Annotated in this window: 23 protein-coding genes and 1 other annotated feature; of the genes, 20 read left to right on the top strand and 3 right to left on the bottom strand. The window is 46.2% G+C overall.

All coding sequences use genetic code 11. From position 1 onward, the window contains the following. The first annotated feature begins 64 nt into the window (after nt 1-64). The 8 genes from yhbY (at nt 65) to leuS (ending at nt 7,768) form a co-directional block, all read left to right on the top strand. The gene (gene yhbY, locus QNO02_RS21370) at nt 65-358 is read left to right on the top strand and encodes a ribosome assembly RNA-binding protein YhbY (protein WP_017687186.1); all 294 of its coding nucleotides are present in this window, start codon (nt 65-67) and stop codon (nt 356-358) included. A 15-nt stretch (nt 359-373) separates the two neighbouring features. Next, complete coding sequence (locus tag QNO02_RS21365; protein WP_074095918.1) at nt 374-964, top strand: nicotinate-nucleotide adenylyltransferase; 591 nt, start codon at nt 374-376, stop codon at nt 962-964. Continuing rightward, nucleotides 948-1,514, top strand: a complete 567-nt coding sequence (gene yqeK, locus QNO02_RS21360) for a bis(5'-nucleosyl)-tetraphosphatase (symmetrical) YqeK (protein ID WP_289389906.1) — start codon at nt 948-950, stop codon at nt 1,512-1,514. Before QNO02_RS21365 ends, yqeK begins: the two co-directional genes overlap by 17 nt. Nucleotides 1,515-1,531: 17 nt before the next feature. Continuing rightward, complete coding sequence (rsfS, locus tag QNO02_RS21355) at nt 1,532-1,879, top strand: ribosome silencing factor (protein WP_036615136.1); 348 nt, start codon at nt 1,532-1,534, stop codon at nt 1,877-1,879. After that, nucleotides 1,876-2,781: a CvfB family protein gene (locus QNO02_RS21350; protein WP_036668546.1), complete on the top strand. Its 906-nt coding sequence runs from the start codon at nt 1,876-1,878 to the stop codon at nt 2,779-2,781. The genes rsfS and QNO02_RS21350 overlap by 4 nt, the downstream gene beginning before the upstream one ends. A 129-nt stretch (nt 2,782-2,910) precedes the next feature. Then, nucleotides 2,911-3,681: a class I SAM-dependent DNA methyltransferase gene (locus tag QNO02_RS21345; protein ID WP_289392837.1), complete on the top strand. Its 771-nt coding sequence runs from the start codon at nt 2,911-2,913 to the stop codon at nt 3,679-3,681. Nucleotides 3,682-3,907: 226 nt separating this feature from the next. Then, entirely contained in the window at nt 3,908-4,864 is a 957-nt protein-coding gene (locus QNO02_RS21340; protein WP_289389905.1) for a phosphotransferase family protein, read from the top strand. Between the two features lie 111 nt (nt 4,865-4,975). After that, nucleotides 4,976-5,245 (top strand) — a binding site (T-box leader). A gap of 78 nt (nt 5,246-5,323) precedes the next feature. After that, on the top strand, nt 5,324-7,768 hold the full coding sequence (gene leuS, locus QNO02_RS21335; protein WP_289389904.1) for a leucine--tRNA ligase: 2,445 nt from the start codon (nt 5,324-5,326) through the stop codon (nt 7,766-7,768). Here the strand turns inward: leuS and comER are convergent. Beyond that, nucleotides 7,749-8,594 (bottom strand): late competence protein ComER, encoded by an 846-nt coding sequence (comER, locus tag QNO02_RS21330; protein ID WP_036615122.1) that lies wholly within the window; start codon nt 8,592-8,594, stop codon nt 7,749-7,751. The genes leuS and comER overlap by 20 nt on opposite strands. A gap of 185 nt (nt 8,595-8,779) precedes the next feature. On the opposite strand from comER, the gene QNO02_RS21325 reads away from it, so the two are divergent. The 3 genes from QNO02_RS21325 to QNO02_RS21315 all read left to right on the top strand — a co-directional run bounded on the left by QNO02_RS21325 (nt 8,780) and on the right by QNO02_RS21315 (nt 12,952). After that, a complete protein-coding gene (locus tag QNO02_RS21325) occupies nt 8,780-9,415 on the top strand; it encodes a ComEA family DNA-binding protein (protein WP_289389903.1) in 636 nt (211 codons plus the stop codon). 39 nt (nt 9,416-9,454) lie between these two features. Further along, nucleotides 9,455-9,976, top strand: coding sequence for a deoxycytidylate deaminase (locus tag QNO02_RS21320; protein ID WP_091028354.1), 522 nt, complete (start codon nt 9,455-9,457; stop codon nt 9,974-9,976). Nucleotides 9,977-10,078: 102 nt separating this feature from the next. Further along, entirely contained in the window at nt 10,079-12,952 is a 2,874-nt protein-coding gene (locus tag QNO02_RS21315) for a ComEC/Rec2 family competence protein (protein WP_289389902.1), read from the top strand. A 727-nt stretch (nt 12,953-13,679) separates the two neighbouring features. Here the strand turns inward: QNO02_RS21315 and QNO02_RS21310 are convergent. After that, nucleotides 13,680-13,982 carry a hypothetical protein gene (locus QNO02_RS21310; protein WP_062835531.1) on the bottom strand — a complete coding sequence of 101 codons (303 nt, stop codon included), beginning with the start codon at nt 13,980-13,982 and terminating at the stop codon, nt 13,680-13,682. A 352-nt stretch (nt 13,983-14,334) separates the two neighbouring features. Here QNO02_RS21310 and QNO02_RS21305 point away from each other — a divergent pair, with 352 nt between their 5' ends. From QNO02_RS21305 to holA, 3 genes are all read left to right on the top strand, one after another. Next, nucleotides 14,335-14,883 carry an RNA polymerase sigma factor gene (locus QNO02_RS21305; RefSeq protein ID WP_017687205.1) on the top strand — a complete coding sequence of 183 codons (549 nt, stop codon included), beginning with the start codon at nt 14,335-14,337 and terminating at the stop codon, nt 14,881-14,883. Beyond that, nucleotides 14,880-16,163, top strand: a complete 1,284-nt coding sequence (locus tag QNO02_RS21300; RefSeq protein ID WP_289389901.1) for a zf-HC2 domain-containing protein — start codon at nt 14,880-14,882, stop codon at nt 16,161-16,163. Before QNO02_RS21305 ends, QNO02_RS21300 begins: the two co-directional genes overlap by 4 nt. Nucleotides 16,164-16,419: 256 nt before the next feature. After that, nucleotides 16,420-17,436: a DNA polymerase III subunit delta gene (gene holA / locus QNO02_RS21295; RefSeq protein ID WP_289389900.1), complete on the top strand. Its 1,017-nt coding sequence runs from the start codon at nt 16,420-16,422 to the stop codon at nt 17,434-17,436. Nucleotides 17,437-17,625: 189 nt separating this feature from the next. Here the strand turns inward: holA and rpsT are convergent, their stop codons facing one another. Continuing rightward, the gene (gene rpsT, locus QNO02_RS21290) at nt 17,626-17,898 is read right to left on the bottom strand and encodes a 30S ribosomal protein S20 (RefSeq protein ID WP_024628504.1); all 273 of its coding nucleotides are present in this window, start codon (nt 17,896-17,898) and stop codon (nt 17,626-17,628) included. A 175-nt stretch (nt 17,899-18,073) separates the two neighbouring features. Here rpsT and gpr point away from each other — a divergent pair, with 175 nt between their 5' ends. The 6 genes from gpr (at nt 18,074) to QNO02_RS21260 (ending at nt 24,885) form a co-directional block, all read left to right on the top strand. Then, a complete protein-coding gene (gene gpr / locus QNO02_RS21285; protein ID WP_289389899.1) occupies nt 18,074-19,075 on the top strand; it encodes a GPR endopeptidase in 1,002 nt (333 codons plus the stop codon). A gap of 145 nt (nt 19,076-19,220) precedes the next feature. Further along, complete coding sequence (locus QNO02_RS21280) at nt 19,221-20,516, top strand: stage II sporulation protein P (RefSeq protein WP_289389898.1); 1,296 nt, start codon at nt 19,221-19,223, stop codon at nt 20,514-20,516. A gap of 53 nt (nt 20,517-20,569) precedes the next feature. Continuing rightward, entirely contained in the window at nt 20,570-20,929 is a 360-nt protein-coding gene (locus tag QNO02_RS21275) for a hypothetical protein (protein WP_076211674.1), read from the top strand. A gap of 145 nt (nt 20,930-21,074) precedes the next feature. Next, a complete protein-coding gene (gene lepA, locus QNO02_RS21270; protein WP_076332291.1) occupies nt 21,075-22,889 on the top strand; it encodes a translation elongation factor 4 in 1,815 nt (604 codons plus the stop codon). 222 nt (nt 22,890-23,111) lie between these two features. Continuing rightward, nucleotides 23,112-24,296 (top strand): radical SAM family heme chaperone HemW, encoded by a 1,185-nt coding sequence (gene hemW, locus QNO02_RS21265; protein ID WP_036668565.1) that lies wholly within the window; start codon nt 23,112-23,114, stop codon nt 24,294-24,296. A gap of 118 nt (nt 24,297-24,414) precedes the next feature. Further along, nucleotides 24,415-24,885, top strand: coding sequence for an N-acetyltransferase (locus QNO02_RS21260; RefSeq protein ID WP_091028370.1), 471 nt, complete (start codon nt 24,415-24,417; stop codon nt 24,883-24,885). Nucleotides 24,886-25,112: the final 227 nt, after the last annotated feature.

Here is a 25,112-nt window from a genome sequence, read left to right as displayed (position 1 = left end):
CAGGTCCGGACAGTTTTTGCGTTGTCGATCAGGGCCTGCTCAACATAAGGAGTATGGAGTATTCATGTTAAACGGTAAACAAAAGCGCTTTTTGCGGTCACAGGCACATCACCTGACCCCTGTATTTCAGATTGGTAAAGGTGGAACCAATGAGCACCTGTTCCGTCACATCGAAGATGCGATTGAGAAGCGTGAATTGATGAAAGTGCAAGTATTGAACAACAATGACGAGGACAGAAAAGAGATGGCAGAAGAAGTTGCCCGTGAAACGGGAAGTGAGCTTGTACAACTCATCGGTAACACAATCATCCTGTACAAAGAATCTCGCGATAACAAACAAATCGAACTACCTAGATAAGGGAGCGTGACGCAGGTGAAGATCGGCATCATGGGTGGTACGTTTGATCCGATCCACATGGGACACCTCCTGGCAGCTGAAGCGGCAAGGGACTCGCATGCACTGGATGAGATCTGGTTCATGCCTTCCCATGTTCCACCTCACAAACGCGGAGCCGGAGCTTCGGGACAACAACGTCTCGATATGACGGAAGCGGCTGTGAAGGGTGTGCAGCAATATGAGGTGCTGGGTATTGAGATGGAATTGGGCGGAGTGTCTTATACAATTGATACGATGAAGGAACTGTGGCGGCGCCATCCTGAACATGAATTTTATTTCATTATCGGGGCGGATATGGTGAACTATCTTCCCAAATGGGAGCAGATTGAAGAACTTGCCGAGCGCCTAACCTTTATCGGGGTTGGTAGGCCGGGTTTCCAGTTACATCTGGATGATCTACCAGACGAGTTACAGGATCGGGTCTTGCTGGCCGAGATGCCCTTGGTGGATATTTCATCAACAGCCGTACGCAGACGTCTTGCCAAAGGTCATTCGGTACGCTTCATGATTCCTGATGAGGTGCACCAATACATTGTAAGGAGCGGTTTATATGGGACTAAGCCGTGAGAAACTAATACAAGCCGTATCCGGGCAAATGCCGGAAAAACGCTGGAAGCATACACTTGGCGTGATGGAGTCGGCAGTGATGTTGGCTGAAAAATACGGTGCTGATCCTGTAAAAGCGGATCTGGCAGCGATATTGCATGATGTGGCGAAGTACTGGCCCGTAGCGGAGATGGAAGCGGTCATCCGCGATAACGGATTAAACCAGGAACTTCTGCAGCATGACAAGCAGCTCTGGCATTCGGAAGTCGGTGCTTTTGTAGCCAAGCGTGATTACGGTGTAGAGGATTCCGAAGTGATTAATGCCATCCGGTGGCATACCTCGGGTCGGGTGGGCATGAGCCTGCTGGACAAGGTGGTATGTCTTGCCGATTATATTGAACCGGGGCGAGATTTCCCGGGAGTGGATCACATTCGCGAACAGGCTGAACATAGTCTGGAGGAAGGATTAATTGCCGGATTCGACTCGACGATCAGCTTGCTGATCTCGCAGCGCCGTGTGATTTATCCTTTAACCGTGTTGTCGCGCAATGACTTGATTGCTCAATTATAGATTATGGAGGTTGGTTCATGACAGTATCATCGAAAGAACTTATGAATATGGCGGTTGCTGCCGCTGACGACAAAAAGGCATCCAATATTGTAGCGTTGGATCTGATTAATGTTTCTCTGGTGGCAGATTATTTTGTTATTTGTCACGGGAATTCCGATACACAGGTACAAGCCATTGCCACTGAGATTCGCAAACAGGCTCATGCAGCCGGAGCGACGATCAAAGGTATCGAAGGTATGGATTCAGCACGTTGGGTATTGATGGACATGGGCGATGTTGTTGTTCATATCTTCCACCGTGACGAGCGTGAATACTACAACATTGAACGACTATGGTCTGATGCCAAAGTGGTGGAAACTGTATGAGTTTGATTGCTGGAACAGTCGTCTCTTTGCCGGTGTCACGTGAAGTGTCTCCGTTTGGCTTCTTTTTGACGACAGGATCGGAAGATGTACTGCTTCACTATACCGAGTTAACGCGTGATATTAAGATTGGTGAGACGCTTGAGGTCTTTGTATTCTTTGATACGGAAGATCGTCTGGCCGTAACGATGAAAAAGCCTTATCTCATGCTTGGCGAAATGGCACGACTGGTTGTGGCTGATGTTCACCCACGACTGGGCTGTTTCCTGGAAATGGGACTTGGACGGCAATTGCTGCTTCCTATTCGTGAATTGCCTGAGCTGGAAGAACTGCGTCCTCAAGTGGGGGATGAAGTCTTTGTAATCATGGAACATGACAAGCAGGGACGTCTGCGTGCCAAATTGGCCGGGGAACGTGAGCTTTCACCATTGTCTTTCCATGCGCCAACTTCATGGTTAAACGAGTGGGTTGAAGCGACGGTATACAAGCCACTGCAGATGGGTACTTTTGTACTTGTAGAAGGCGGTGTACTGGGCTTTGGTGCAATTGGTATGATTCATTCATCTGAACGTAGTCATATGCTACGTCTTGGTGAGAAAGTTAAATGTCGGGTGACACTGGTACGTGAAGACGGACGTGTGAATCTGGCCATGACTCAACTCAAACAAGTTGGACGTAACGAAGATGCAGACAAGCTGCTCGCCTTTATGAAAGAGCGTCCTATGGGCGGCATGCCTTACTCTGATGCAACTCCGCCGGATATCATCAAGCAGCGCTTTGGCATCAGTAAGTCAGCTTTCAAGCGTGCCTTGGGCAAATTGATGAAGGACGGATTGGTGGTCCAAAAGGAAAGCTGGACGTATCTGTCCGAATCTGCTCCTGCGGATCAAAGTGAAAACAAGTAATCTTCCTGATTAAATAGTTGTAATATGGAACTCGGATAAGGCAGGGATAGGCTGGGTAAACACCGGATGCCCCTGCTTTTTCTTTTGTTAGCAGGATTGGAAAATGAAATTGAAAGTGCGGTGCCTGACATGTCTTACCGGAAATTTGCCTATGTGTATGATGAATTAATGGAAGATATGCCTTATCCAGACTGGATAAGGTTTGCAAGAACAGCATGGGAAAAGCATGGGATGCCCAAAAGTGTCGCTGAACTTGGCTGTGGAACGGGCTCCATTACAATCCCGCTCGTGAACTCCGGTTTCGAAGTGACAGGCATTGACCTCTCATCAGATATGCTGTCGGTTGCGCGCAGCAAGATGGAGGCTACGCCTCAGGGTCATCGCTTGTATCGCGAGGGCAGTGTCTGTTGGGTGCAGCAGGATATGCGGGAATGGCGAGTTCCGGAACCTGTGGATTCGGTGATATCTTTCTGTGATTGCGTCAATTATCTGCTTGAACAAGAAGATGTCATTCGAACATTCCAGCGGACATACGAGATGTTGAAGCCTGGTGGAACGTTCCTGTTTGATGTGCATCATCCCAATACCCTTATTCGTTATGATGAGGAGCAGCCTTTTGTATTGGATGAGCGCTCCGTATCTTATATTTGGACTTGTGATCTGGATCAGGATCGCTGTGAGATTGAGCATCATCTCAGTATTTTTTCGCGTGTGGATAATGGTAGCAAGGATATGTACCAGCGCTTTGAAGAAGTTCATGTCCAGCGTGCATATAATCCGGACTGGATGAAGCTGGAGTTGTCCAAGGCAGGCTTTAGAGACGTGAAGGTATATGCGGATTTTGAATGGAAAGAGGCCGGAGACAGCGCACAGCGCTTGTTCTACGTGGCTGTGAAGTAAGAGCGAATAATGAGAACTGTCCTTATGTATGTTGCATAAGGGCAGTTTTTTTGTTTGATTTACCATGGAGAATGAATAGCAATATTCTTAAATAGGGTAAAGGAATGCAAGAAAAGATATATCGACGTGACAAAAAGTATTGCCAGTTAAAGTAAAGGAGGTGATAATAGTCGGATAGAAAGCGTTTTCTGAGGAAATAAATCAAATGTCAATGTGAGGTGTAGAAGTGGAAAGTACATATAAAACAAGACTTTCGTCAGAACAGTTGAATGCCATAATAAAGCAGCATTTCTCTGCAAGTATACAGGACTACAAGGAAATGGTGGATGGCTGGGCCAATCATGCATATCTCATTACCCTAAGTGACGCACAGCGGGTGGTACTCAAAATTGCACCGTCGGCTTCGACAAATCTGATGCGCTGTGAACAGGATCTCATGATTGCCGAAGTTGAGGCACTACGCCTCATCACGGAGCTACAGGATGTTCCCGTACCCCAAGTGCTGGTTTATGATGATTCGTTAACCATTGCTTCAGCGCGTTATTTTATCATGGAGTATATGTCTGGAACACCCTATAATCAGGTTAAGGATCAATATTCTGCGGAAGAGCAGGAAGCCATTGAACACCAGCTGGGCCGGTACAATCGTCGAATTAATGAAATCAAGGGTGAGAAGTTTGGATATTTCTCGGAGCAAAAACAGCGTTATTCCACATGGAAAGAAGCATTTATGAATTTGATGGATGACATTCTTACCGATGGTGAAGAAGCCGGAATTACATTTTCGATCGATTACCCTGAATTGAGACGTTTGATTGAAGAAAAATCCAATGTATTGAACGATGTCAAAGAACCTGTGCTTGTCAGTTGGGATCTGTGGGATGGCAATGTGTTAATAGATAAAGGTCGAATCACAGCGATTATTGATTTTGAACGTTCACTGTGGGCAGATCCTCTGATGGAGCATTATTTCAGTCATTTTAACTATACGCCTGGTTTTGTGAAAGGGTATGGGCTTGCGATTACGACTGAAAGTGAATTGAAAAGAAGAAGTCTCTATGACTTGTACTTTGATCTGGTGCTGCGCATAGAGTGCGCTTATCGCCAATATGATAATCAGGAACATGTGAATTGGACCATTCATAATCTGGAGGAAGGCCTTGAGCGTTTTCGGTTATCCTGAACAGCAACCAGCGTTATGAAGGGTACAAACCGTAGACTTCAAGATGGCGATTATAACGTGTAATATTGACTTTGGGCTTGCTTTTTTATATAATGGTCCCGATATTGTATACATATTTCGATGATAAGGATCAGTAGTAATTCCTGTACATAACAGAGAGCCGGCGGTTGGTGCAAGCCGGTTGACAGTGATTTGCGAACTCGCCTTGGAGAAATGCGGTGATTACACCATTCTGTTTAACCTGCTTGTATAAAGCTTGGGTTTAGGAATGGAAATCCGCATCGGTTAACCGCCGTTACAGGTCCAAAGGGAGTGGATGACGAAGCACGTTCGTCCGCTAACTAGGGTGGTACCACGGGAATTCAACCTCTCGTCCCTAGCGCTGCAAACGCTACGGGATGCTGAGGTTTTTTTGTTGCAATTAAAGCTAAAGCGAATAACCTGAAGGAGGAACAATAGATGAGTGAGAATAACCAGCCGAAACACGGCTATCAGCCACAAGTCATGGAAAAAAGTTGGCAGCAATACTGGGATGCAAATAAAACGTTTAAAACGGGTGAGGACCCTGCTAAACCGAAATTTTATGCACTGGATATGTTCCCTTATCCATCCGGTTCAGGTCTGCACGTAGGTCACCCGGAAGGATATACGGCAACGGATATCGTTTCCCGTTACAAACGTATGCGCGGTTACAACGTATTGCACCCAATGGGTTGGGATGCTTTCGGCCTGCCTGCTGAGCAGCATGCACTGGATACAGGTGAACATCCACGAGATATTACATTCCGTAATATTGACAATTTCCGTCGCCAGATCAAATCGCTTGGTTTTTCCTATGACTGGGATCGTGAGATCAGCACAACGGACCCTGAATATTATAAATGGACGCAATGGATCTTTATCCAGCTGTACAATAAGGGCCTCGCTTATGTGGATGAAGTTGCAGTTAACTGGTGTGAAGCCCTTGGAACGGTACTTGCTAATGAAGAGGTTATTGATGGCAAGAGTGAACGTGGTGGACATCCGGTTGTACGCAAACCGATGCGTCAGTGGGTCCTGAGAATTACCGAGTATGCAGAGCGTCTGTTGGAAGACCTGGAAGAGCTGGATTGGTCTGAAAGCATCAAGGATATGCAACGTAACTGGATTGGTAAATCGACAGGTGCAGAAGTTGTATTTGCCATTGAAGGTCGCGAGGAAGTCATTAAGGTGTTCACTACCCGTGCGGACACATTGTTTGGTGCGAGCTTTGCAGTACTTGCTCCGGAACATGAATTGGTAGAAGCAATTACAACCGATGACCAACGTGAAGCGATTCAGGCTTATCAGGAGCAGGCTTCTCGTAAGAGTGATCTGGAACGTACAGATTTGGCCAAAGACAAAACAGGTGTTTTCACTGGCGCTTATGCAATCAATCCCGTTAATGGTGCAAAACTGCCGATCTGGATTGCTGATTACGTTCTTGCAGGTTACGGTACAGGCGCGGTTATGGCTGTTCCGGGTCATGATGCACGTGACTGGGAATTTGCGAAGCAGTTCGGTCTGGATATCATTGAGGTTATTCAAGGTGGAGACGTTACACAAGAGGCATATTCGGGTGATGGCGCGCATGTAAATTCCGATTTCCTGAACGGACTGAACAATGAAGAAGCGGTTGCCAAGATGATTGCTTGGCTGGAAGAGAACGGTAAAGGACAAGGGAAAGTAACCTATCGTCTGCGTGATTGGCTGTTCAGCCGTCAGCGTTACTGGGGTGAGCCAATCCCGATTCTGCATCTGGAAGACGGAACGATGAAGACCGTACCGGAGGATCAACTTCCACTGCTGCTGCCTGATATCGACCAGATCAAACCTTCGGGTACAGGAGAATCACCACTGGCGAATGTTACGGAGTGGGTGAATACGGTAGATCCGGAAACGGGAATGAAGGCACGTCGTGAGACCAACACCATGCCACAATGGGCGGGTAGCTGCTGGTATTACCTGCGCTTTATCGATCCGCACAATGACAAGGAACTGATCTCCAAGGAGAAACAGCAGCAGTGGCTGCCAGTTGATCTGTACATTGGCGGAGCAGAGCACGCGGTGCTTCACTTGCTGTACGCTCGTTTCTGGCACAAAGTGCTGTATGATCTGGGTGTTGTGGAGACCAAAGAACCTTTCTACAAACTGGTTAACCAAGGTATGATCCTGGGTACCAATAATGAGAAAATGAGTAAATCCCGTGGTAATGTCATTAACCCGGATGAAATCGTGAATGAATTCGGTGCAGATACATTGCGTCTGTACGAGATGTTCATGGGACCATTGGAAGCGACAAAACCGTGGAATGCAAACGGGGTTGAAGGCATGCACCGCTTCCTGTCACGTGTATGGCGTCTTTTCATTAACGAAGACACAGGAGCCATCAATGACAAGATTACGGTGGACGGTGGAACGGATGAGTTCAAGCGGACTGCTCACAAAACGATCAAAAAAGTTACGGAAGATCTGGAACACCTGCGCTTCAATACATCCATCAGCCAGCTGATGATTTTCATCAACGATGCATACAAAGCCGATACACTGCCTCGTGAAGCGATGGAGAACTTTGTGCAACTGTTGTCACCACTGGCACCGCATATGGCAGAGGAACTGTGGAGCCGTTTGGGTCATGAAGGTGGAATCTCTTACGTGGCTTGGCCTGAATATGATGAGTCCATGACAGTGGATGCGGTAGTAGAAATCGTTGTTCAGGTAAACGGTAAAATTGTAACTCGTGCTACGATCGCGAAGGATCTGGATGCACAGGGTATGCAGGACTTTACGATGGAGCTGGTACCTGTTAAGCAGGCGCTGGAAGGCAAGACCATTCGCAAGGTCATTGCCGTTCCAGGCAAACTCGTTAATATTGTTGCCGGTTAATCTCACCGGCTCGGAATAGTTCATCCAGCTTTAACAAATCTTCATCATATTTGTCATGTGTCGTGTGGATCAGGCTGTCGAAAACACCGTCGAGACTTACCTTCAGCAGTGCAAGTGCCTGAGCGGTAATACCGCCAGGTACAGCGACACGAGCCTGAAGCTCTTGCGGAGTGTATCCTCCTTCGGTGAGCAGCTTGCCTGTGCCCAGGAGCATTTCGCCAGCCAGAGCGCAGGCATCTGCCCTTTTGATGCCAGTCAGTTTCACGGCACTTTCGATCCACTGTTCCAAAAAGAACGAAATGAATGCAGGTCCGCAACTGGAGAAGTCGGATGTAATTCGTGTACAGGCTTCATCCACTTGGTACGGCCTGCCTATATGACTGAGCAGACTTTCCAACACAGCGCGGTCTTCACTGGTCATTCGTTCGCCATGTATGCAGAGGGATGCTCCACTGCCGACTTGGTGTGTGACGCTGGGAATTACCTTGGAGACTTTGCAAGGAAGTGAAGACTCCAGATGTCGCAGCTGCACGGGACTGGTGATCGAGACAATTATATGATTGGGATTCACGACAGGCAGGATGTCGTCAATGACATGTTTGAATTCAAGCGGCTTCACGCACAGGAAGATGATATTACTTCGGATCACCGTTTCCCGATTGCTCTGGGATTCATGCAGACCGGGGTAACGGAGGGATAACTGACGTACTTTGGACGGGGTTCGATTGCTGGCGGCGATCTGCCGGGGCTCAAGTGCACCCGATTGGATCAGGGCATAGATTAGTAGGCTGCCCATGCTGCCGGTTCCGATAAATCCAACCTTCATTGTTTCAGGCCTCCTTTCATGCTTTACGGTACTGGCGCAGTTCATTCCCTCTATTCTATGCGTGAGGACCTGTTTCACATGACATGAAAAATGCACAACTTGTTTCATCAGGAAAGTTCAACGGTTCGGAAGCACCGCCCGTGTTCGAAATGAATGATTTTGAATTCAGGGAGAGGTGTGGAAGAATGAGATGGAATAAAGGAATGACCATTGCTGCTGCGGTGGTTGGAAGTATACTCATATTATGGTCGGGCAAAAGTGAACAACCACCTAGTGGCTGGGAACCCTTGCAGCTCGGCACCGAGAAGCCGACGATAGAGCAGGAACTCCCTGCTGTTCAGTCGGCTACTTCGGTTCAGGGCAATACAGGAACATCTTTGGGAACGGATGTAAGTGGGCTGCAGACTGGAAATGAGGCAAAGGCAGGAGAGTCTAAAGAGCTTGCGAGCGTTGCAGTTGAAGGTGATCCAGTAGTTCAAACTACAAGTCAGACGAACGATATTCCATCGGCTACTGCTACTTTGACTGAACCGGTTGTGCAGGGTACGAATTCGAATCCTTCGGTTACCTCCGAGACGGGCTCGAACAGTAATCCACCTGTAGTTCGTGAGGAAGCTGGCGACAATGGCAAGATTGATGTGAATACCGCACCTGTCTCCAAACTTACAGAGCTTCCCGGAATCGGGGAGAAGAAAGCTCAGGCCATTGTGGACTATCGGAATGCACATGGTCCTTTTGCAAAAGTCAGTGATCTGACAAAGGTCAAAGGGATCGGCATGAAGATGCTGGAGAAGATGGCACCGTATGTGCAGATCCGGTAATATTAGAATAAAAAATGTGTTGAGCGGGAGGAAAGCAGCATGAGTACAGTAGAGGTACGCAAGGACTGGGATACGTATTTTATGGACATCGCGTATATGGTTTCCACCCGTTCCCGCTGTTCGCGTCGTCATGTGGGTGCAGTTCTTGTTCAGGGAAAGAAACTGCTGGGAACAGCCTATAATGGTGCACCCACCGGCGTCCCGGATTGTTCTGAAGCAGGTTGTATGATATCGGAAGAGTATGAGTTGGTCGTGACCGATGGGCAAGAAGAAATGGTGAAAAAGCAACGATGCATTCGCACAATCCATGCGGAGCAAAACTTGCTTTTATTCACAGATCGAATCGACCGCGAAGGCTCGTCCGTGTATGTGACCGACGAACCGTGCTGGACATGTGCCAATATGCTGGCGAATAGCGGGATTACAGAAATCGTCTTTCATCGTTCTTATCCTAAAGATACCGGCAAGGTTACAAATATGATGGAACAGAAGGGAATAACGTTCCGCAGGCTGGAGAATTACCAGCCCCCGCGGGAAACGATGATGACCGTGAGCAATTAATGTAAATATGGTCGAATACGCGAGGGAGAACCTCCGGTAAGCCTGAATTGGCTTTCCGGGGGTTTTTCTGCGTTTAACGGGTGAAATGAAGGAGGGGTAGAAATGAAAGGCAGACCATTATTAAGTTTTACGATTTGTTGGTTGTGCGGGAGCGGGATAGCTTGCGCGTTAACAGGCTGGACGTTAATCTGGGGGTTAATTGGAGCTCTGGCATGTTTGCCACTTTTACTTCGTTTTATGGATGTGCGTGGATGGTCTGTTTTATTTTTACTCGCTGCCTTTATTGGAGGCGCTACACATTGGGAGTGGAATGACGCACGCAATCATAGCCGTCTGCCTGAGACTACCCATATCGCTACTAGAGAATTAGATGGTCTGGTAGCCGAAATTCAGGGTGAGCTTGTGTCAGATGTACGTATTGATGGAGATCGGGCTGATTTTAAGATGCAGATGTCTTCAATATTGCCCATATCGGATTCATCAGCAGATACAGATCTGGCAGCATCATCTGCATTCCAAATAGATGAACAATTAATGGTACAAGTCAGACTGTTGGAGGAAGAAGAACAACAGGTAGCAGCGGGTTGGAAGAGGGGAGATGTAATTACGCTTAATGGTTCTTTTGCCCTTCCTGGCGAAGCAAGGAACTTTGGCGGGTTTGATTATCGCAGTTATTTGCGAACCCTGCATATCCACTGGTTGTTCAAAGTGAAGGGAGTCAGTTCCGTCACAGCAGTTGCTCCTGAGGGACTTGGACAATATAACGTACTACGGTGGACGGATTGGACTAGGCATAAGTTGGGCTCGGCGGTTGAGCAGTTATTTCCAGAGCCTCATTCAGGATATATGAAGGGTCTTATTATCGGGATGGCTACTGATATCGATCCAGGCACCTATGGTCAGTTTTCACAACTGGGTCTAACGCATATCCTGGCAATCTCCGGGACCCATGTAGCTGTATATGTAGCTTCTCTTCTCCTTATTCTATCCTGGCTAAGGCTTACCAGAGAGACGGCACTTACGATTGTTCTGATCCTGGTTCCAGCTTATGTACTGTTATCCGGTGGATCACCTTCAGTTATTCGAGCAGGGATTATGTCCATGATTGGGTTGTATATGGCACGTCGCGGTCTCGCCAGAGACGGTCTTCAGATGATCAGTGCAGCAGCATTACTGATGATGTGGTGGGACCCGTACTTTTTGCTAAGTGTGAGCTTCCAGTTATCCTTTCTTGTGACCGCAGGTTTGATGATCTACATGCCATTGATTAACCGACTGTTCAGCAGCTGGCCGAAATCTCTGGCTGCAACAGCATCCGTTACGGTGACCGCTCAGTTGATTTCATTCCCAGTAACCATTCTCTATTTCAATCAGTTCTCATTACTTTCATTTGTGGCCAACTTTCTGCTGGTTTCTTTAATCAGTGCCATTGTATTACCTCTAGGGACGGTTGCCATGCTGTTGTCATTCCTATGGGTTCCCTTGGCGAAACCTCTCGCGTGGGTTGCGATTCAACTGAATCAACTGACATTTGTAAGCGTGGAGTGGATGAACAGCCTGCCAGGTTTTGTATTGATCTGGGCAACACCTTCCCTGTTATGGATTGCTGCATATTATGCTGTGTTGTATGCCTTACTCTACCTGTTGCATCGTGGCAATGGTGAGCAGCAAGAAACAGCGTTTGTTGAGGAAGAGACGGCTCCTCTTGTGAGGGGGCAACCTTCAGTTTCAATGGCGAATATGGGCATTCGTTCTTCGGTGTCTACGGTGGCACAGGATCAAGGTAAGAACCGTGTAGATGGAAAAGAAACTTCATTAACGACATTAGGAGCCAGTATTGCCTGGCCGGAGTATACAAGTGCATTTACTGCACGAGGTGCAGGTTATTATGCGCATCAACGAATGAGTAAAGTTCAGCGTGGGTTGTGCGGCTTGCTCGCAATCAGCTTTGTTGCTGGATTGTGGTTGGCATATCAGACTCCCAAGCCTGCTGGAACCGGCATTGTGCAGTTTTTGGATATTGGTCAGGGAGACAGCACATTGATTACAACCCCGGAAGGCAAACACATTCTGGTGGATGGCGGGGGAACAGTTAGTTTTGGGAACACCGAAAAGACTTGGAAAACAAGACGTGATCCTTATGAGGTAGGTGCCAAGGTGGTTGTTCCTCTGTTGAAAAAAAGAGGCATCCATCAACTGGACGCTGTCATTGTAACGCATGCAGATCAGGATCATGCCGGAGGACTACAGGCTGTGCTGGAACAGATTCCGGTTAAACGTTTCATGTTTAATGGCACAACCAGTGGTAAAGAAAACTTTGATAAATTACTGGACACAGCCATGGAACGTAAAATTCCTCTGTACGCCATTCAGCAAGGCATGTCCTATAAGGTTGATAAAGAGACAAGTTTACATTTTATAGCTCCAGATCTGGCACATATGGATGTAAATGTATCGGGCAGTTTGCCTGTATCTGAACACCAGAATCATGATTCCGTTGTCTTTTTGCTGGACATGGCTGGGACTTCCATGTTGTTCACCGGAGACATGGATGCAGCAGCCGAGCAGGACCTGCTCTATATGATTCAGGATGGCTCGTTGGCTGCTCAGTTTGAACAGAAAGGTGCAGATATTGGAGTTACAGAGGGAGTTGTACAAAGGGTACTTACACGCCAGTTGCAGGACAATTCAAATGATCTTTCAGCATCATCATCTATCTCCATTGACGTATTAAAGGTGGCTCATCATGGTAGTAAAACGTCGTCCACCGAAGCCTGGCTCCAATACTGGAATGCCAAAACCGCTGTGATATCTGCAGGAGTTAACAATACATATGGGCATCCCAATCCGGGAGTGATGGAACGTCTGGAGGCTACCGGGTCAGAGATCTATAGGACGGATCAGATGGGTGAGGTTCAGATGAGAGTGAAAGATGGGAAGATTGATATTCGGTACAAGTTGGTCGGGGTTGAGTGACGGCAGGCAATCTATTTATCGGTGTGAAGATGAGTGAAGAAAACTCCGATTTAATACCAACTGGAAGGTTAAAAAGACAAGAGAACATACAATAATGTGGATAGTCTGAGCGGAGAAAGTAGTGAAGTTAAGTGTAAATATCGAGTAGATGATCCCACCTATGAAGCCTAATAGACCATATGCAACGATTGCAACGAGCAATCTTTTATACGTATTAACTTTTTTACTGTATAAAAGTAATCCATCCACCAATATAGAAAGGGGCGTAAGTAAGAAAAGTAAAATAGCGAGGTTAATCAATAATCCAACCGCAAATTTATACCCGAATGAATAATAGTAAGTATTCTCTAATCTTTCATCTATAGGGACATAGTGATATATCCCCATTGCAAGTGAAATGAGAACTGCAGTTAATACAGCTGCAACTATTTTTCCGCGCGGCCTATTGATTCTATGGGATTTTGTCATTCGAATATTGACCTCCATCTTAAATAACTATATTCAACAAGAGATAAACTAAGGGAGTTACTATATTTTAACATATAGAGGTTGAAGAAACAGTTAAACGATTTTATGCTGATTGAGATGATACCAATTCATCACTTAATCAGTTCATTTGATTGCAGGTTACAGCACAGCACAAAAAAAGCCCGCTTTCCGTTACACTCCACGAGGGAGAATATCGGAAAACGGGCCATTTTTTCAAATGGTAGAAGAAATATAAGAACTACTCCACGCCATCCTTAAAGTGTTTGTTCCAGTGTTTATCGCCTTTGTGCAACAGATCTTCTACCGTTTTCTCAAGAGTCATCAACAGCTGTGCTCTGACATCAAGTACGGTTTCTCTGTACAAGCGTTCTTCCGATCCAACGATTTTATCGCCGTATAATGCCTGTGCAGCTACGTACTTCCGATGTTCCTCGACCAGAGTATCAATGGACTCCAATGCATGTTCCACAAAGTGGGAAATACTTTGGTATTCTTTGGGCATTTGTTCTTTTAAAGCTTGAATTTTCGCAAGAGCTGGCATGCTCATCACCTCGTGTTTATGAATGTAAATTTACAATACACTATTTTCATGAAAATTGCATTAAAATCAGCTTAAATTTGGACAAATTTCGACTTTTTTTATTTTAGGAGCCAAAAAAGTGCTTAGCTATAATGTATGCCATTGCATTTGAATTGAGTCGTGTAAGTAATGGAATCCCTTTTGGATACGTTTGGTGACTCGTTATGCAATTTCTGTTATTCTAAGAGAAGATTTCAGCGGCCCTAATACATACGCCGTTATTTTGTTATGGCAAATTAAAAAAAATACTTAACTTTGCAACAATTTTATTGATGATTACGTCTGTAAGGTTGCAGGGAGAGGGGGATCCTTTGTGGTAGAGCCGGAACTCATCAGAGCCGCTCAATCGGGCGATCGCGACGCTCTAATTACCCTATTGCGGGAGATTGAACAACATGTCTATCGGACCGCATATTACATTCTAAATAATGAACAGGACGCTTTGGATGCTGCGCAGGAAGCGTTGATCCGAATTTACACCAAAATCAACTCATACGAAGAAAAGGCCCAATTCAAAACATGGGTACAACGCATCGTTACGAACATCTGTATTGATAAATTCAGAAGAACCAAGCCGTCTGTCTCCATTGACGAACATGACATGGTTTTTCAGGATAATCAGGATGTGGAATACGAGGTCATGTCTACATATGTGGCCCAAGACATTCAGGATGCGATCAACAAGCTTCCCGAGCATCATCGTACCGTTATTGTTCTAAGATATTTGCAGGACTTATCCTACAATGAAATTGCGGATTGTCTCGATCTTCCGTTGAATACGGTGAAATCTTATTTATTTAGAGCCAGACAGCAATTACAGAATCTACTACAGGAATATCAGAAAGGTGGTGTGACAGGATGAAATGCGAAGAGGTGGTGGAATGGATGCACCGCTATCTGGATCATGATCTGGGCGAGGCGGAAACCGCGCAGATGCTACAGCATGTGGCGAAGTGTCCGGAGTGCGCCGAGAATTTTAGTTTACTCAGAGCTCTTTCCAGAGAACTGGAAGAATTACCGCAAGTAAGCCCGAAATTTAGTCTGGTTGATGCGATTATGCCACAGCTTGATGCCATTGACGAAGCACGGAAGGAACAAAGTAGCACCATACAGGAAATGAATCCTGTCCCCGCTGCATTTGAGAATTTACAACGTTCAAGTGAGCGGAAAACGAAGCAAAAATGGCTTAACTCAATGGCAGGACGTATGTCCATGGGTGCAGCGGCAGCAGCAGTTGTTTTGGGATTTGCCATCTGGGGATACCAGCCTGAACAGATTGAGAATGCCGATTCCATGCTGATGAGCTCCGGGGCTTCTCAAGAGAGTGGCAATGTGGATGAGAATCCATTGAGCAAGAGTATTGAAAATTCTGATCCTGCCACTTCAGCCCAACCAAGCAGCAACGATGTGTTTGTGGATCAATCGAATGTTTCACCGACTGAACCAGACAACCAAGGCGTAGAAACCTTGCCTGAAGAGAATGGTGGAGATAAGGTACAGGAGCCTGAAGTTCAATCAGATCCGGCACCTCAACAACCGGCTACCGAATCAACACCTGCTCCGAATAAAGGAACTCAGGATAATTCGTCTAAAACTCCTCCGACCGATAATCAGAATAATCAGGTTCAGAACCAAGATTCTGAGCAGAGAATTCAGGGATCAGGAGATTCTCCTAAATCTTCTGCAGATGGGGAAGAGAATGGAGTAACAGAAACGGAAAATGGAGATGCGAAATCCTTCACTTCTCAGGATACAACACCTAATATGACTGAAGATGTTCCGGTTGAAGGTAATACTGTACCTGATTCCAGTGCAGGTGCAGACGCTTCTGGAGGAAACAAAGGATTCGCGGCAGGACCGGATCAGGGAATGACTACAACGGCAGCACCAAAAGAATGGAAATCACCTGACGGCTCCTATGTAGTTATGCTTATTGGTGATCAACTCAGCATATACTCCAAACCTGCCAATGAACCGGATGTTCTAAATTTGGTTGAACAACGCAGTATAGAGGGGACACTGAAGTCAGCGAGTTGGTCCAAGGATGGTACTCTATTTAATTACGAAACGGACAAGGACGGAACAACGGCGAAGAACTCGTTTAATGTACCTGCTGTTTCAGGTGGAGCTCCTGCGAAATAATTAAAAATGGGGAGTGCGCTCCTCTAAACGAAAGAACATTTTCAGTATGACAAGCATATAGTGGAAGTAACAAAACGTCCTATCTCAGTTCAAACAACTGACGTCGTATGACCGCGCACCGGCTTTTTCTAGAACTGCTGGTGTCTGCGTTTATATAGATGTAGGACAGGGGACCTTCATCCATAACTGGATGTAAGGTCCCTTTGTTGTCTTGCGTTTTTTCTGGTAGGATAAGAGGGATAAGGAGGCGCCGTGAATGGATGTAAAAAGTGCAACAAAGGCAATACCTAATGGAGAAACGGCACCGATCTATGTGCTGTACGGAACGGAGAAGTACCAGATACAGCAATTTACGGATATGTTAAAAGAACAGGTTATTGAAGAAGAACATCGTGATTTTGCGATTATTCCATATGATTTGTCTGAAACGGCTGTGGAGGTCGTTATTGAAGAAGCAGAGACTGTACCTTTTCTCGTTCCTCGCAAATTAATTATTGTAAGGGACGCGAGCCTGTTCACCGCAGGTAAAGAATCCAAGATTGAACATCAGGTTGATCGTCTGCTTACATATATGGAAAATCCGGCAGATTACAGTACGATTGTTTTCCTGGCCCAAGGGGATAAGCTGGATGAGCGTAAGAAACTGGTGAAGGCTGTCAAGAAACAGGCAGTAGTTCTTGCTTTTGCTCCGCTCAGTGGAGATGAGTTATTGAATTGGATAGTGAAACTGGCGAAGCAGCGGGATGTTTCCTTGGAGACGGGAGCGGCGGAAACGTTGATCAGCTATGCAGGAACAGGTCTTCAGACCCTGTCTGCTGAAGTAGACAAGTTATGTTTGTTTGCGGGTAATGGGGGGACAATCAAGCGTGCTGATATCGAGTCACTGGTTGCCCGTAGTACAGAGCAGAATGTATTCTCGCTGGTCGAAGAACTCGCTAATTTGCGACTGGAGAAAGCGTTGGCTCTTTTCTATGAGTTGCTGAAGCAGCGGGAAGAACCGATTAAAATTGCGGCTTTAATCGCACGTCAGTTTCGGATCATGATCCAGGTGAAAGAGTTGGGCCAACAAAGTTACTCCCAGCAGCAGATTGCCAGTCAGCTTGGTCTGCATCCGTATGCTGTTAAGATTGCGGGTGAACAAGCTCGTAAATTTCAGCCGGAACGTCTGAGAATGATTTTGAGTCACCTCAGCGAACTGGATTACCAGATGAAAACAGGAGCGGTGGATAAAGTGCTTGGTCTGGAGCTGTTCTTATTGAGACTTGGTGCCTGAATGGACACGTAAACGTAATAGATTACTAGTGTGAATAACAAACAAAGCGACCTTTGCTCCATGATCGTTTAATCATCGGAATAAAGGTCGCTTTTGTTTGTGTCTTATACTTATCGAATCAGATACTAAAAAATCCTGAAAGCCTATGCTGTTCAGGATTTTTCCATTGGATCGTATAAGTAACGCTTCTTACGCTTGTGCGGAAAGAGCGTTCAGTTTTTTCGCCAAGCGAGACTTTTTGCGTGCTGCAGCATTTTTATGAACCAGACCTTTAGTTACAGCCTTGTCCAGCTTTTTGGAAGCAGCTTGAATCGCAGCTTTTGCAGTATCAACTTCGTTACTTACCAGAGCAGCATCAGCAGCTTTAACAGCTGTACGGAGTGCAGACTTCTGGGAAGCGTTGAGTGCGCGGCGCTTGTCGCTCGTTTTTACGCGTTTAACAGCGGATTTGATGTTTGGCATTACATTCACCTCCTGTAAGGCATTTGCATGAATACAAACGTTTCACAACTTAAAATATTCTATCACGCTAGCATGTAAAATGCAACAGATATTCCTACGATGTTCGACATGCTGTATAAAGAAACCCTTTTTCCCACACAATATGCTCAAATGCGGTAAGGGAGGCAGGGACAGAATGACACTGGATTTGCAAAACTATACAGTTCGTACCGATTTGGCGATCGACTCCAAGGAAATGGCGCAGGGTGGACAGAAACAGACGATTCCCGGATTAAGGGAAGATGTAGAAAAAAAAGAGGGCATTACGATTACACGTATTGATGTCCTGAATGAAGAAGCAGCCAAGGCCATTGGACGGGTGAAAGGTCACTATGTCACTTTGGAGGTGCCTTCACTACGGAATGGTGATACGGAGTTACAGGAGCGAGTTGCCGCCGAGTTCACACGTGAAATGGAAGAATTTATGATTAAGGCCGGAATCAACAAAACATCCAAGGTCTTGATTGTGGGCCTGGGCAACTTGAATGTCACCCCGGATTCACTCGGTCCACTTGTTGTGGAAAATCTGATGGTGACCCGTCAGTATTTCGAATTGGTGCCAGATCAGGTTGCGCCAGGGTATCGGGAAGTCAGCGCAATTGCTCCTGGCGTGTTAGGAACAACGGGCATTGAATCCAGTGACATTGTACAGGGGATTGTAGACCGGACCAAGCCAGATGCGATTATTGCGATTGATGCGCTGGCCTCCCGTTCCTTGGAGCGTGTAAATACAACGATTCAGGTAGCGGACATTGGTATTCATCCGGGATCCGGTATTGGAAACAAACGGCGTGGCCTGACTCGTGAAATATTAGGTGTGCCTTGCATCGCCATCGGAGTACCAACCGTATGTTATGCGTCCACTATTGTGAACAATGTGATTGAGATGATGCGTTCACACTTTCGCCAGGAAACGGATCAGACCAAACAGATCATGGGTATGCTGGACGACATCGGTGAGCAAGATCGCTTGAGTCTGGTGAAAGAGGTACTTGAGCCACTGGGTCATGACCTCATAGTTACCCCAAAGGAAATCGATGAGTTTATTGAGGGAATTGCCAATGTTATCGCTACAGGACTTAACGCTGCACTCCACGATGCAGTGAATCCGGATAACGTAGCCGCCTATACACATTAAAACTTAAAACTGCTGAGAAGAAGGTCCGAATCTATCGGACTTTCTTTTTTTGTTTCTGGAATCTTTCATTTTCCTGTTCTATCAAATTGGGCCGGCTCATAGAGTTGAAGTATAAGAGTTGTCCAGCAGGGAAGGAGACAGCAGAATGAACAAGATATTGGCCTGGAATATTGGAAAGTGGAAAAAAAGATGTCTGCACGTGCTGGCCATGGGCCGTACGTTGTTGTTGCTTATGATCATATCTGCCTTGTTTTTTGTTGTACTGGGTCTGGGGGGCATGGCAGAGAAACGCTTGAATAATTCACCCGTTTCTTCCATGAAAGGATTTGCGAGTGCCGTATCAAGCCGCTTTTTTGTTGATATGCTCGGTATGGAGATGCCTCATCTCACCCAGAAGGAACAGACCTCTGCCATATCCGGTGAAAATCTCACCTCATTTGTTTTCCAATTACTAACGAATGTAAATCCTCAAGACCCCAAGAGCCTGATTGCGAGAGAAATGCCGGGCATGGGTTCCAACCAACCTGTTCTGCTCCGTCCTGGATCTGGTAACGAAAAAGCCGAGGCTCCTGAAGATTATCAACCCGGTCCCGGTCTTACGGATACGGCTTCCGCAGGTGGAGGGAAACCCGGTAGTGAACTGCATGTTCCACCAGGCCAGGACAATACGGATCCGCCTGAGTCGAGTGAGCCTGGAGATGGAGAAGGTAAGGAAGATCCCCCAGCGAAGAATGGTGAGAAAGACAATTCAGGCTCTCCAACAACAGGCAAAAAGTCAATTCTTATCTATCATTCCCATCCACGTGAAGGCTACAATCCACTATTAGGTACGAAAAGTGATAATCCATCATCAGGCAAATCAACAGGCAATGTATTTCAAGTGGGGACCTACCTCTCAGACAGTCTGGAGAAGCTGGGAATCGGCGTAGAACACGCCAAGGATGATTATCCCACTAAAGTAAAGGATTATAACTGGAACTATTCCTATAAATACTCCCGTCAAACGGTAAAAGCGGCACTCGCTCAAAATGATGATCTGACATATCTCATAGACATTCATCGCGATTCACAGCGTCACGGCAAAACAACAACCACTATTAATGACTTGGGCTACGCCAAAGTGTATTTCATTATTGGACATGAAAATCCAAATTGGCGGCAGAATGAAGCCTTTGCAGCGAAAATTCATAAGAAACTGGAAGCCAAGTATCCTGGGGTATCCCGTGGTGTGTGGGGCAAAGATGGTGGAGGAGCCAACAATGGAGAGTATAACCAAACCCTTTCACCTAACAGCATTTTGATCGAGATTGGTGGCATCGACAACACAGGAGCTGAGCTCCAACGGACATCGAAGATTCTAGCAGACATGATTGCCCAAGTGTATTGGGAAGATCAGAAGGTGGACAAAGCTAGTGCGGAAACCTCGTCGCAGGGTGGATAGGAACCATACATGTAAGAAGGAAAAATAGTAGAGAGTGACAGGAGGCAATGCACATGTCCAGATTCGGTAAAAGACTGTTATCCATCGCTGTATTAATGTTGCTGGGTGTTCTGTTTGGAATGCAGCTGGCTGGCAGCAACTTTCATATGGGCAATCCATCGGGAGGCACGTCAACCGTTGTGACAACAGAGCCAACTTCATCGGTGACCGAATCTGTTCCGACTGCACCTGTCCAAAAGGAAATTAAAGAACCACCATTTGTACCTGTTCAGTCACCAAGCCAAGTGCTTGGGGCAGATCAAAATAAGGCTCCGGTTGATGTGTTGGCAGACAAAACGGCTGGACTATTGCAAAATCTCTCACATAGTGGAATCAAGTGGGTGGTCTCTCTTTTTAGCGGCGTTGCTGAATAAAATACCATAATTTTAAGGTACAATATAACCTCTGGGAGTGCATGATAACACTTTATTATAAAGTTGAGACATCACGGGATTGATGCACTGTGCTTCAACTGTTATAATGAAGTGATTGACACTAGGCTGTTTCTGGGGGTAAGGAATGACTGACATTCGGGCAAGACAACGTAAAATACGTAACTTTTCTATTATTGCACATATAGATCACGGCAAATCAACACTTGCGGACCGGATCTTGGAGCACACAGGTGCGCTCACTTCACGTGAAATGCAGGAACAAGTTCTGGATAAAATGGACCTTGAACGCGAACGTGGAATAACGATCAAGCTACAAGCAGTAGCCTTGACTTACAAAGCGGATGACGGTGAAGAGTATTTATTAAATCTGATTGATACACCGGGACACGTAGACTTCACATATGAAGTATCACGCAGTCTTGCTGCATGTGAAGGTGCTCTGCTGGTTGTGGATGCGGCTCAGGGAATTGAAGCCCAAACACTTGCCAACGTGTATCTGGCATTGGATAACAACCTTGAAATTTTACCGGTTATCAACAAAATTGACCTTCCAAGCGCTGATCCTGAACGGGTGAAGCAGGAAGTGGAAGATGTTATTGGTTTGGACACAAGTAATGCGGTTTTGGCTTCGGCCAAATCAGGAATCGGAATCAAAGAAATTTTGGAGCAAGTGGTGCAAAGTGTTCCGGCACCGACTGGTGATCCTGACCAGCCTTTGAAAGCGCTGATTTTTGACTCGCACTATGACCCGTACAAAGGTGTAATCGTATATGTACGTGTTGTTGATGGCAAAATCAAATCCGGTTCCAAAATCAAAATGATGGCAACAGGTAAATCATTTGAAGTCATTGAAGTTGGAGCGTTCAAACCTCGTATGACCATCGTGGACGAGCTGAACGTGGGGGATGTTGGATTTATCGTTGCAGGTATCCGGCATGTTGGCGATACACAAGTCGGGGATACGGTAACGGATGCCAAAAATCCAACACCGGAACCTTTGCCGGGTTATCGTAAAATTAACCCAATGGTGTATTGTGGTCTCTATCCGATCGAAACATCGGACTATGTTGATCTGCGTGAAGCGTTGGAGAAATTGCAGTTGAACGATGCGTCTCTGAGCTTTGAACCGGAAACATCCAGTGCACTCGGTTTTGGATTCCGTTGCGGATTCCTTGGACTGCTTCACATGGACGTTATCCAGGAGCGGATCGAGCGGGAGTTTAACATTCCGTTGATCACAACGGCACCAAGTGTAATCTATCACGTCACCTTAACCAATGGTGAAGTGATGAAAATCGACAACCCATCCAACTATCCTGAGGTGGGACGGATTGATTACGTCGAGGAACCGTACGTCAAGGCAGATATTATCGTACCAAATGATTATGTAGGTACCATTATGGAGTTGTGTCAGAATAAACGCGGTGAATATGTAAATATGGAATATTTGGACACAACCCGGGTTACCATTACCTATGAGATTCCGTTGTCCGAGATTGTATATGACTTCTTCGACCAGTTGAAATCCGGTACCAAAGGATATGCATCCCTGGATTATGAGTTGTCCGGTTACCGTCAGTCCAATCTGGCAAAAATGGATATTGTACTCAATGGCGAACAGGTGGATGCTCTGTCCTTCATCGTTCACCGTGACCGTGCCTATAACCGCGGACGCATTGTCTGTGAGAAACTGCGCGAGCTGATTCCACGGCAAATGTTCGAGGTGCCAATTCAGGCATCTGTGGGCACCAAGGTCGTTGCTCGTGAAACAGTAAAAGCCATGCGTAAAAACGTACTTGCCAAGTGTTATGGTGGTGACATCTCGCGGAAACGGAAACTGCTTGAGAAGCAGAAGGAAGGTAAGAAGCGGATGAAGCAAGTTGGTAACGTTGAGGTGCCACAAGAGGCATTCATGGCGGTACTGAAAATTGATGACTAGGACGTTTGCTTGCAAACGTCACGTGAATCCTTTTGGTACATCAATAATTTGTGTATGAAAGGATAAACGATATTTTGTTTCGGGTACAACACAGATTGTGTGTATCGAAATTGAATTGTAGGACGTTTGCTTGCAAACATGGTTACAACACAGAATATTAAATAACTAAGCTGAAAGGGAAGCCGGATGGCTTTCCTTTTTTCAAATAGAGGGGGACTTGCCATGACATTGGCAGCACACAGCCGGAAGACAGGTGCGCCCCAAGCGGTGTATCTTCACATTCCCTTTTGCACGAATAAATGTTTTTATTGCGACTTTAACTCCTACGTTCTGAAAGATCAGCCCGTGATGCAATATCTCGAAGCGCTGGAACGGGAGATGGAACATACAGTTAAGGCCAATCCACCGGGTGAGATCAAGACCATATTTGTAGGTGGGGGTACGCCAACAGCTCTGAAACCGGATGAGATGGCAGTATTTCTTCGTTCCGTGAAGACGTATTTCCCAAATTGGGCGGACGATATTGAATTTTCGATGGAAGCCAACCCGGGAACCACGGATGCGGAGAAGCTCGCTGCAATGAAAGAGGGCGGCGTCAACCGTGTCAGCTTTGGCGTACAGGCTTTTCAGAATGATCTGCTGACAGGCATTGGCCGTATTCATAATACGGATGATGTATATCGCAGTTTGGAGAATGCTCGTAAAGCAGGATTGAATAACCTGTCCATTGACCTGATGTTTGGTTTGCCGAACCAGACCGTAGAGATGTTAAATGAGAGTATCGACAAAGCGCTGGAACTGGATCTGCCGCATTACTCCATCTACAGCCTGAAAGTGGAAGAGAATACACTTTTCCATACACTGTATCAGAAGAACCAGTTGCCACTTCCTCATGAAGATGACGAGCTGGAGATGTATCTTCTATTAATGAGACGTATGAAAGAAGCAGGTTATGGACAATACGAGATCAGTAACTTTGCCAAGCCGGGCTTTGAGAGTCGTCACAATATTACCTACTGGCGTAATGAGGACTACTATGGTCTGGGTGCAGGTGCGCATGGATATGTAGGCCGCGAACGGCATATGAATATTAAAGGTATAAATCCTTATGTTGAAGCTTCGCGTGCAGGACTGCCTCGTCTGGATCATTTTGAGATTGCTCGCCCTGAGGCCATGGAAGATTATCTGATGGTTGGACTAAGAATGCTGGAGGGGGCTTCGGCCTCACGTTTTAGCGAACAGTTCGGAGAGTCCATGGAAGAAGTGTTTGCGAAGCCTTTGGGCAAAATGTTGAACGCAGGGCTGCTTGAGCGGACGGCAGACGGCTTCCGACTGAGCGAGCAGGGTATCCTGTTCGGAAATGACGTTTTTGCGGAGTTTATCGGGTCCATATCGCTGAATTCATAGCTTGAAATTCTATACGCTCTGTTGTATATTTATTCATATTGATTTTACAGAGCGTGTTAATTTAACAACTACGAAGTCAGCTTTCCTCTGGAAAGCTTGGTAATAGGAGGAGAGCAGGATGTCGGTAATATGCAGAAAAGCCGTGCCGGAAGATGTTGAACCACTGTATGAAATGATTAAGGGCTATGCAGAGCGTGGGATCATGCTTCCGCGATCACGGGAAATACTGCACCGACAGCTGGAGCACTTTGTTGTAGCCGAAGTTGATGGTGAAGTGGTGGGTTGCGGATCGCTTTGTCGTCTGGGGAATGATTTGGTGGAAGTCAGATCACTCGGTATCTCGGAAGGACACAAAGGGCTCGGAATTGGCTCCCGATTGCTGGACCGACTGGTAGAAGAAGCGGAGAAACAACAGATTCCTAAGATTATGGCGTTGACATATGAAGTATCCTTCTTCCTCAAAAACGGCTTTGCCGTGGTGGAAAAAGAGATTTTCCCCGAGAAAGTATGGACCGACTGTGTTCATTGCAGCAAGCAGGATTGTTGCGATGAGATCGCGGTATTAAAAGAGCTTAACGTTTCAGCCTAACAACTAATGGACTGCATGAATTGAGCCGAGTCAGCCTCTGCCCTACATGCAGTCCTTTTTTACTTCAAAGTATGTTCAATAAAGTTGTTAGGACTCGTCGACATTGGTCTATACTATAAATAGATGAGCCCACTCATCAAACTCACTTGACAATGTTCACGTCAGTTTGGTATTTTTGTATTACCGCTTAGCACTCATCTAACCGGAGTGCTAACGACATGGGACAG

Source organism: Paenibacillus sp. PK1-4R, assembly GCF_030369595.1.
Taxonomy (GTDB): domain Bacteria; phylum Bacillota; class Bacilli; order Paenibacillales; family Paenibacillaceae; genus Paenibacillus.
The sequence above is the reverse complement of the archived record's forward strand: the minus strand, read 5'-3'. Positions and strand labels throughout refer to the sequence as shown.

What these genes read in the sequence shown, in the direction of transcription:
- rpsT (WP_024628504.1), bottom strand. Translation starts at nt 17,898, where the DNA reads ATGCCAAACATCAAATCCGCTGTTAAACGCGTAAAAACGAGCGACAAG.
- QNO02_RS21325 (WP_289389903.1), top strand. Translation starts at nt 8,780, where the DNA reads ATGAGATGGAATAAAGGAATGACCATTGCTGCTGCGGTGGTTGGAAGT.
- QNO02_RS21315 (WP_289389902.1), top strand. Translation starts at nt 10,079, where the DNA reads ATGAAAGGCAGACCATTATTAAGTTTTACGATTTGTTGGTTGTGCGGG.
- gpr (WP_289389899.1), top strand. Translation starts at nt 18,074, where the DNA reads ATGACACTGGATTTGCAAAACTATACAGTTCGTACCGATTTGGCGATC.
- QNO02_RS21320 (WP_091028354.1), top strand. Translation starts at nt 9,455, where the DNA reads ATGAGTACAGTAGAGGTACGCAAGGACTGGGATACGTATTTTATGGAC.
- yqeK (WP_289389906.1), top strand. Translation starts at nt 948, where the DNA reads ATGGGACTAAGCCGTGAGAAACTAATACAAGCCGTATCCGGGCAAATG.
- QNO02_RS21310 (WP_062835531.1), bottom strand. Translation starts at nt 13,982, where the DNA reads ATGCCAGCTCTTGCGAAAATTCAAGCTTTAAAAGAACAAATGCCCAAA.
- QNO02_RS21260 (WP_091028370.1), top strand. Translation starts at nt 24,415, where the DNA reads ATGTCGGTAATATGCAGAAAAGCCGTGCCGGAAGATGTTGAACCACTG.
- rsfS (WP_036615136.1), top strand. Translation starts at nt 1,532, where the DNA reads ATGACAGTATCATCGAAAGAACTTATGAATATGGCGGTTGCTGCCGCT.
- QNO02_RS21350 (WP_036668546.1), top strand. Translation starts at nt 1,876, where the DNA reads ATGAGTTTGATTGCTGGAACAGTCGTCTCTTTGCCGGTGTCACGTGAA.
- comER (WP_036615122.1), bottom strand. Translation starts at nt 8,594, where the DNA reads ATGAAGGTTGGATTTATCGGAACCGGCAGCATGGGCAGCCTACTAATC.
- lepA (WP_076332291.1), top strand. Translation starts at nt 21,075, where the DNA reads ATGACTGACATTCGGGCAAGACAACGTAAAATACGTAACTTTTCTATT.
- holA (WP_289389900.1), top strand. Translation starts at nt 16,420, where the DNA reads ATGGATGTAAAAAGTGCAACAAAGGCAATACCTAATGGAGAAACGGCA.
- QNO02_RS21300 (WP_289389901.1), top strand. Translation starts at nt 14,880, where the DNA reads ATGAAATGCGAAGAGGTGGTGGAATGGATGCACCGCTATCTGGATCAT.
- QNO02_RS21280 (WP_289389898.1), top strand. Translation starts at nt 19,221, where the DNA reads ATGAACAAGATATTGGCCTGGAATATTGGAAAGTGGAAAAAAAGATGT.
- yhbY (WP_017687186.1), top strand. Translation starts at nt 65, where the DNA reads ATGTTAAACGGTAAACAAAAGCGCTTTTTGCGGTCACAGGCACATCAC.
- QNO02_RS21275 (WP_076211674.1), top strand. Translation starts at nt 20,570, where the DNA reads ATGTCCAGATTCGGTAAAAGACTGTTATCCATCGCTGTATTAATGTTG.
- QNO02_RS21345 (WP_289392837.1), top strand. Translation starts at nt 2,911, where the DNA reads ATGTCTTACCGGAAATTTGCCTATGTGTATGATGAATTAATGGAAGAT.
- hemW (WP_036668565.1), top strand. Translation starts at nt 23,112, where the DNA reads ATGACATTGGCAGCACACAGCCGGAAGACAGGTGCGCCCCAAGCGGTG.
- leuS (WP_289389904.1), top strand. Translation starts at nt 5,324, where the DNA reads ATGAGTGAGAATAACCAGCCGAAACACGGCTATCAGCCACAAGTCATG.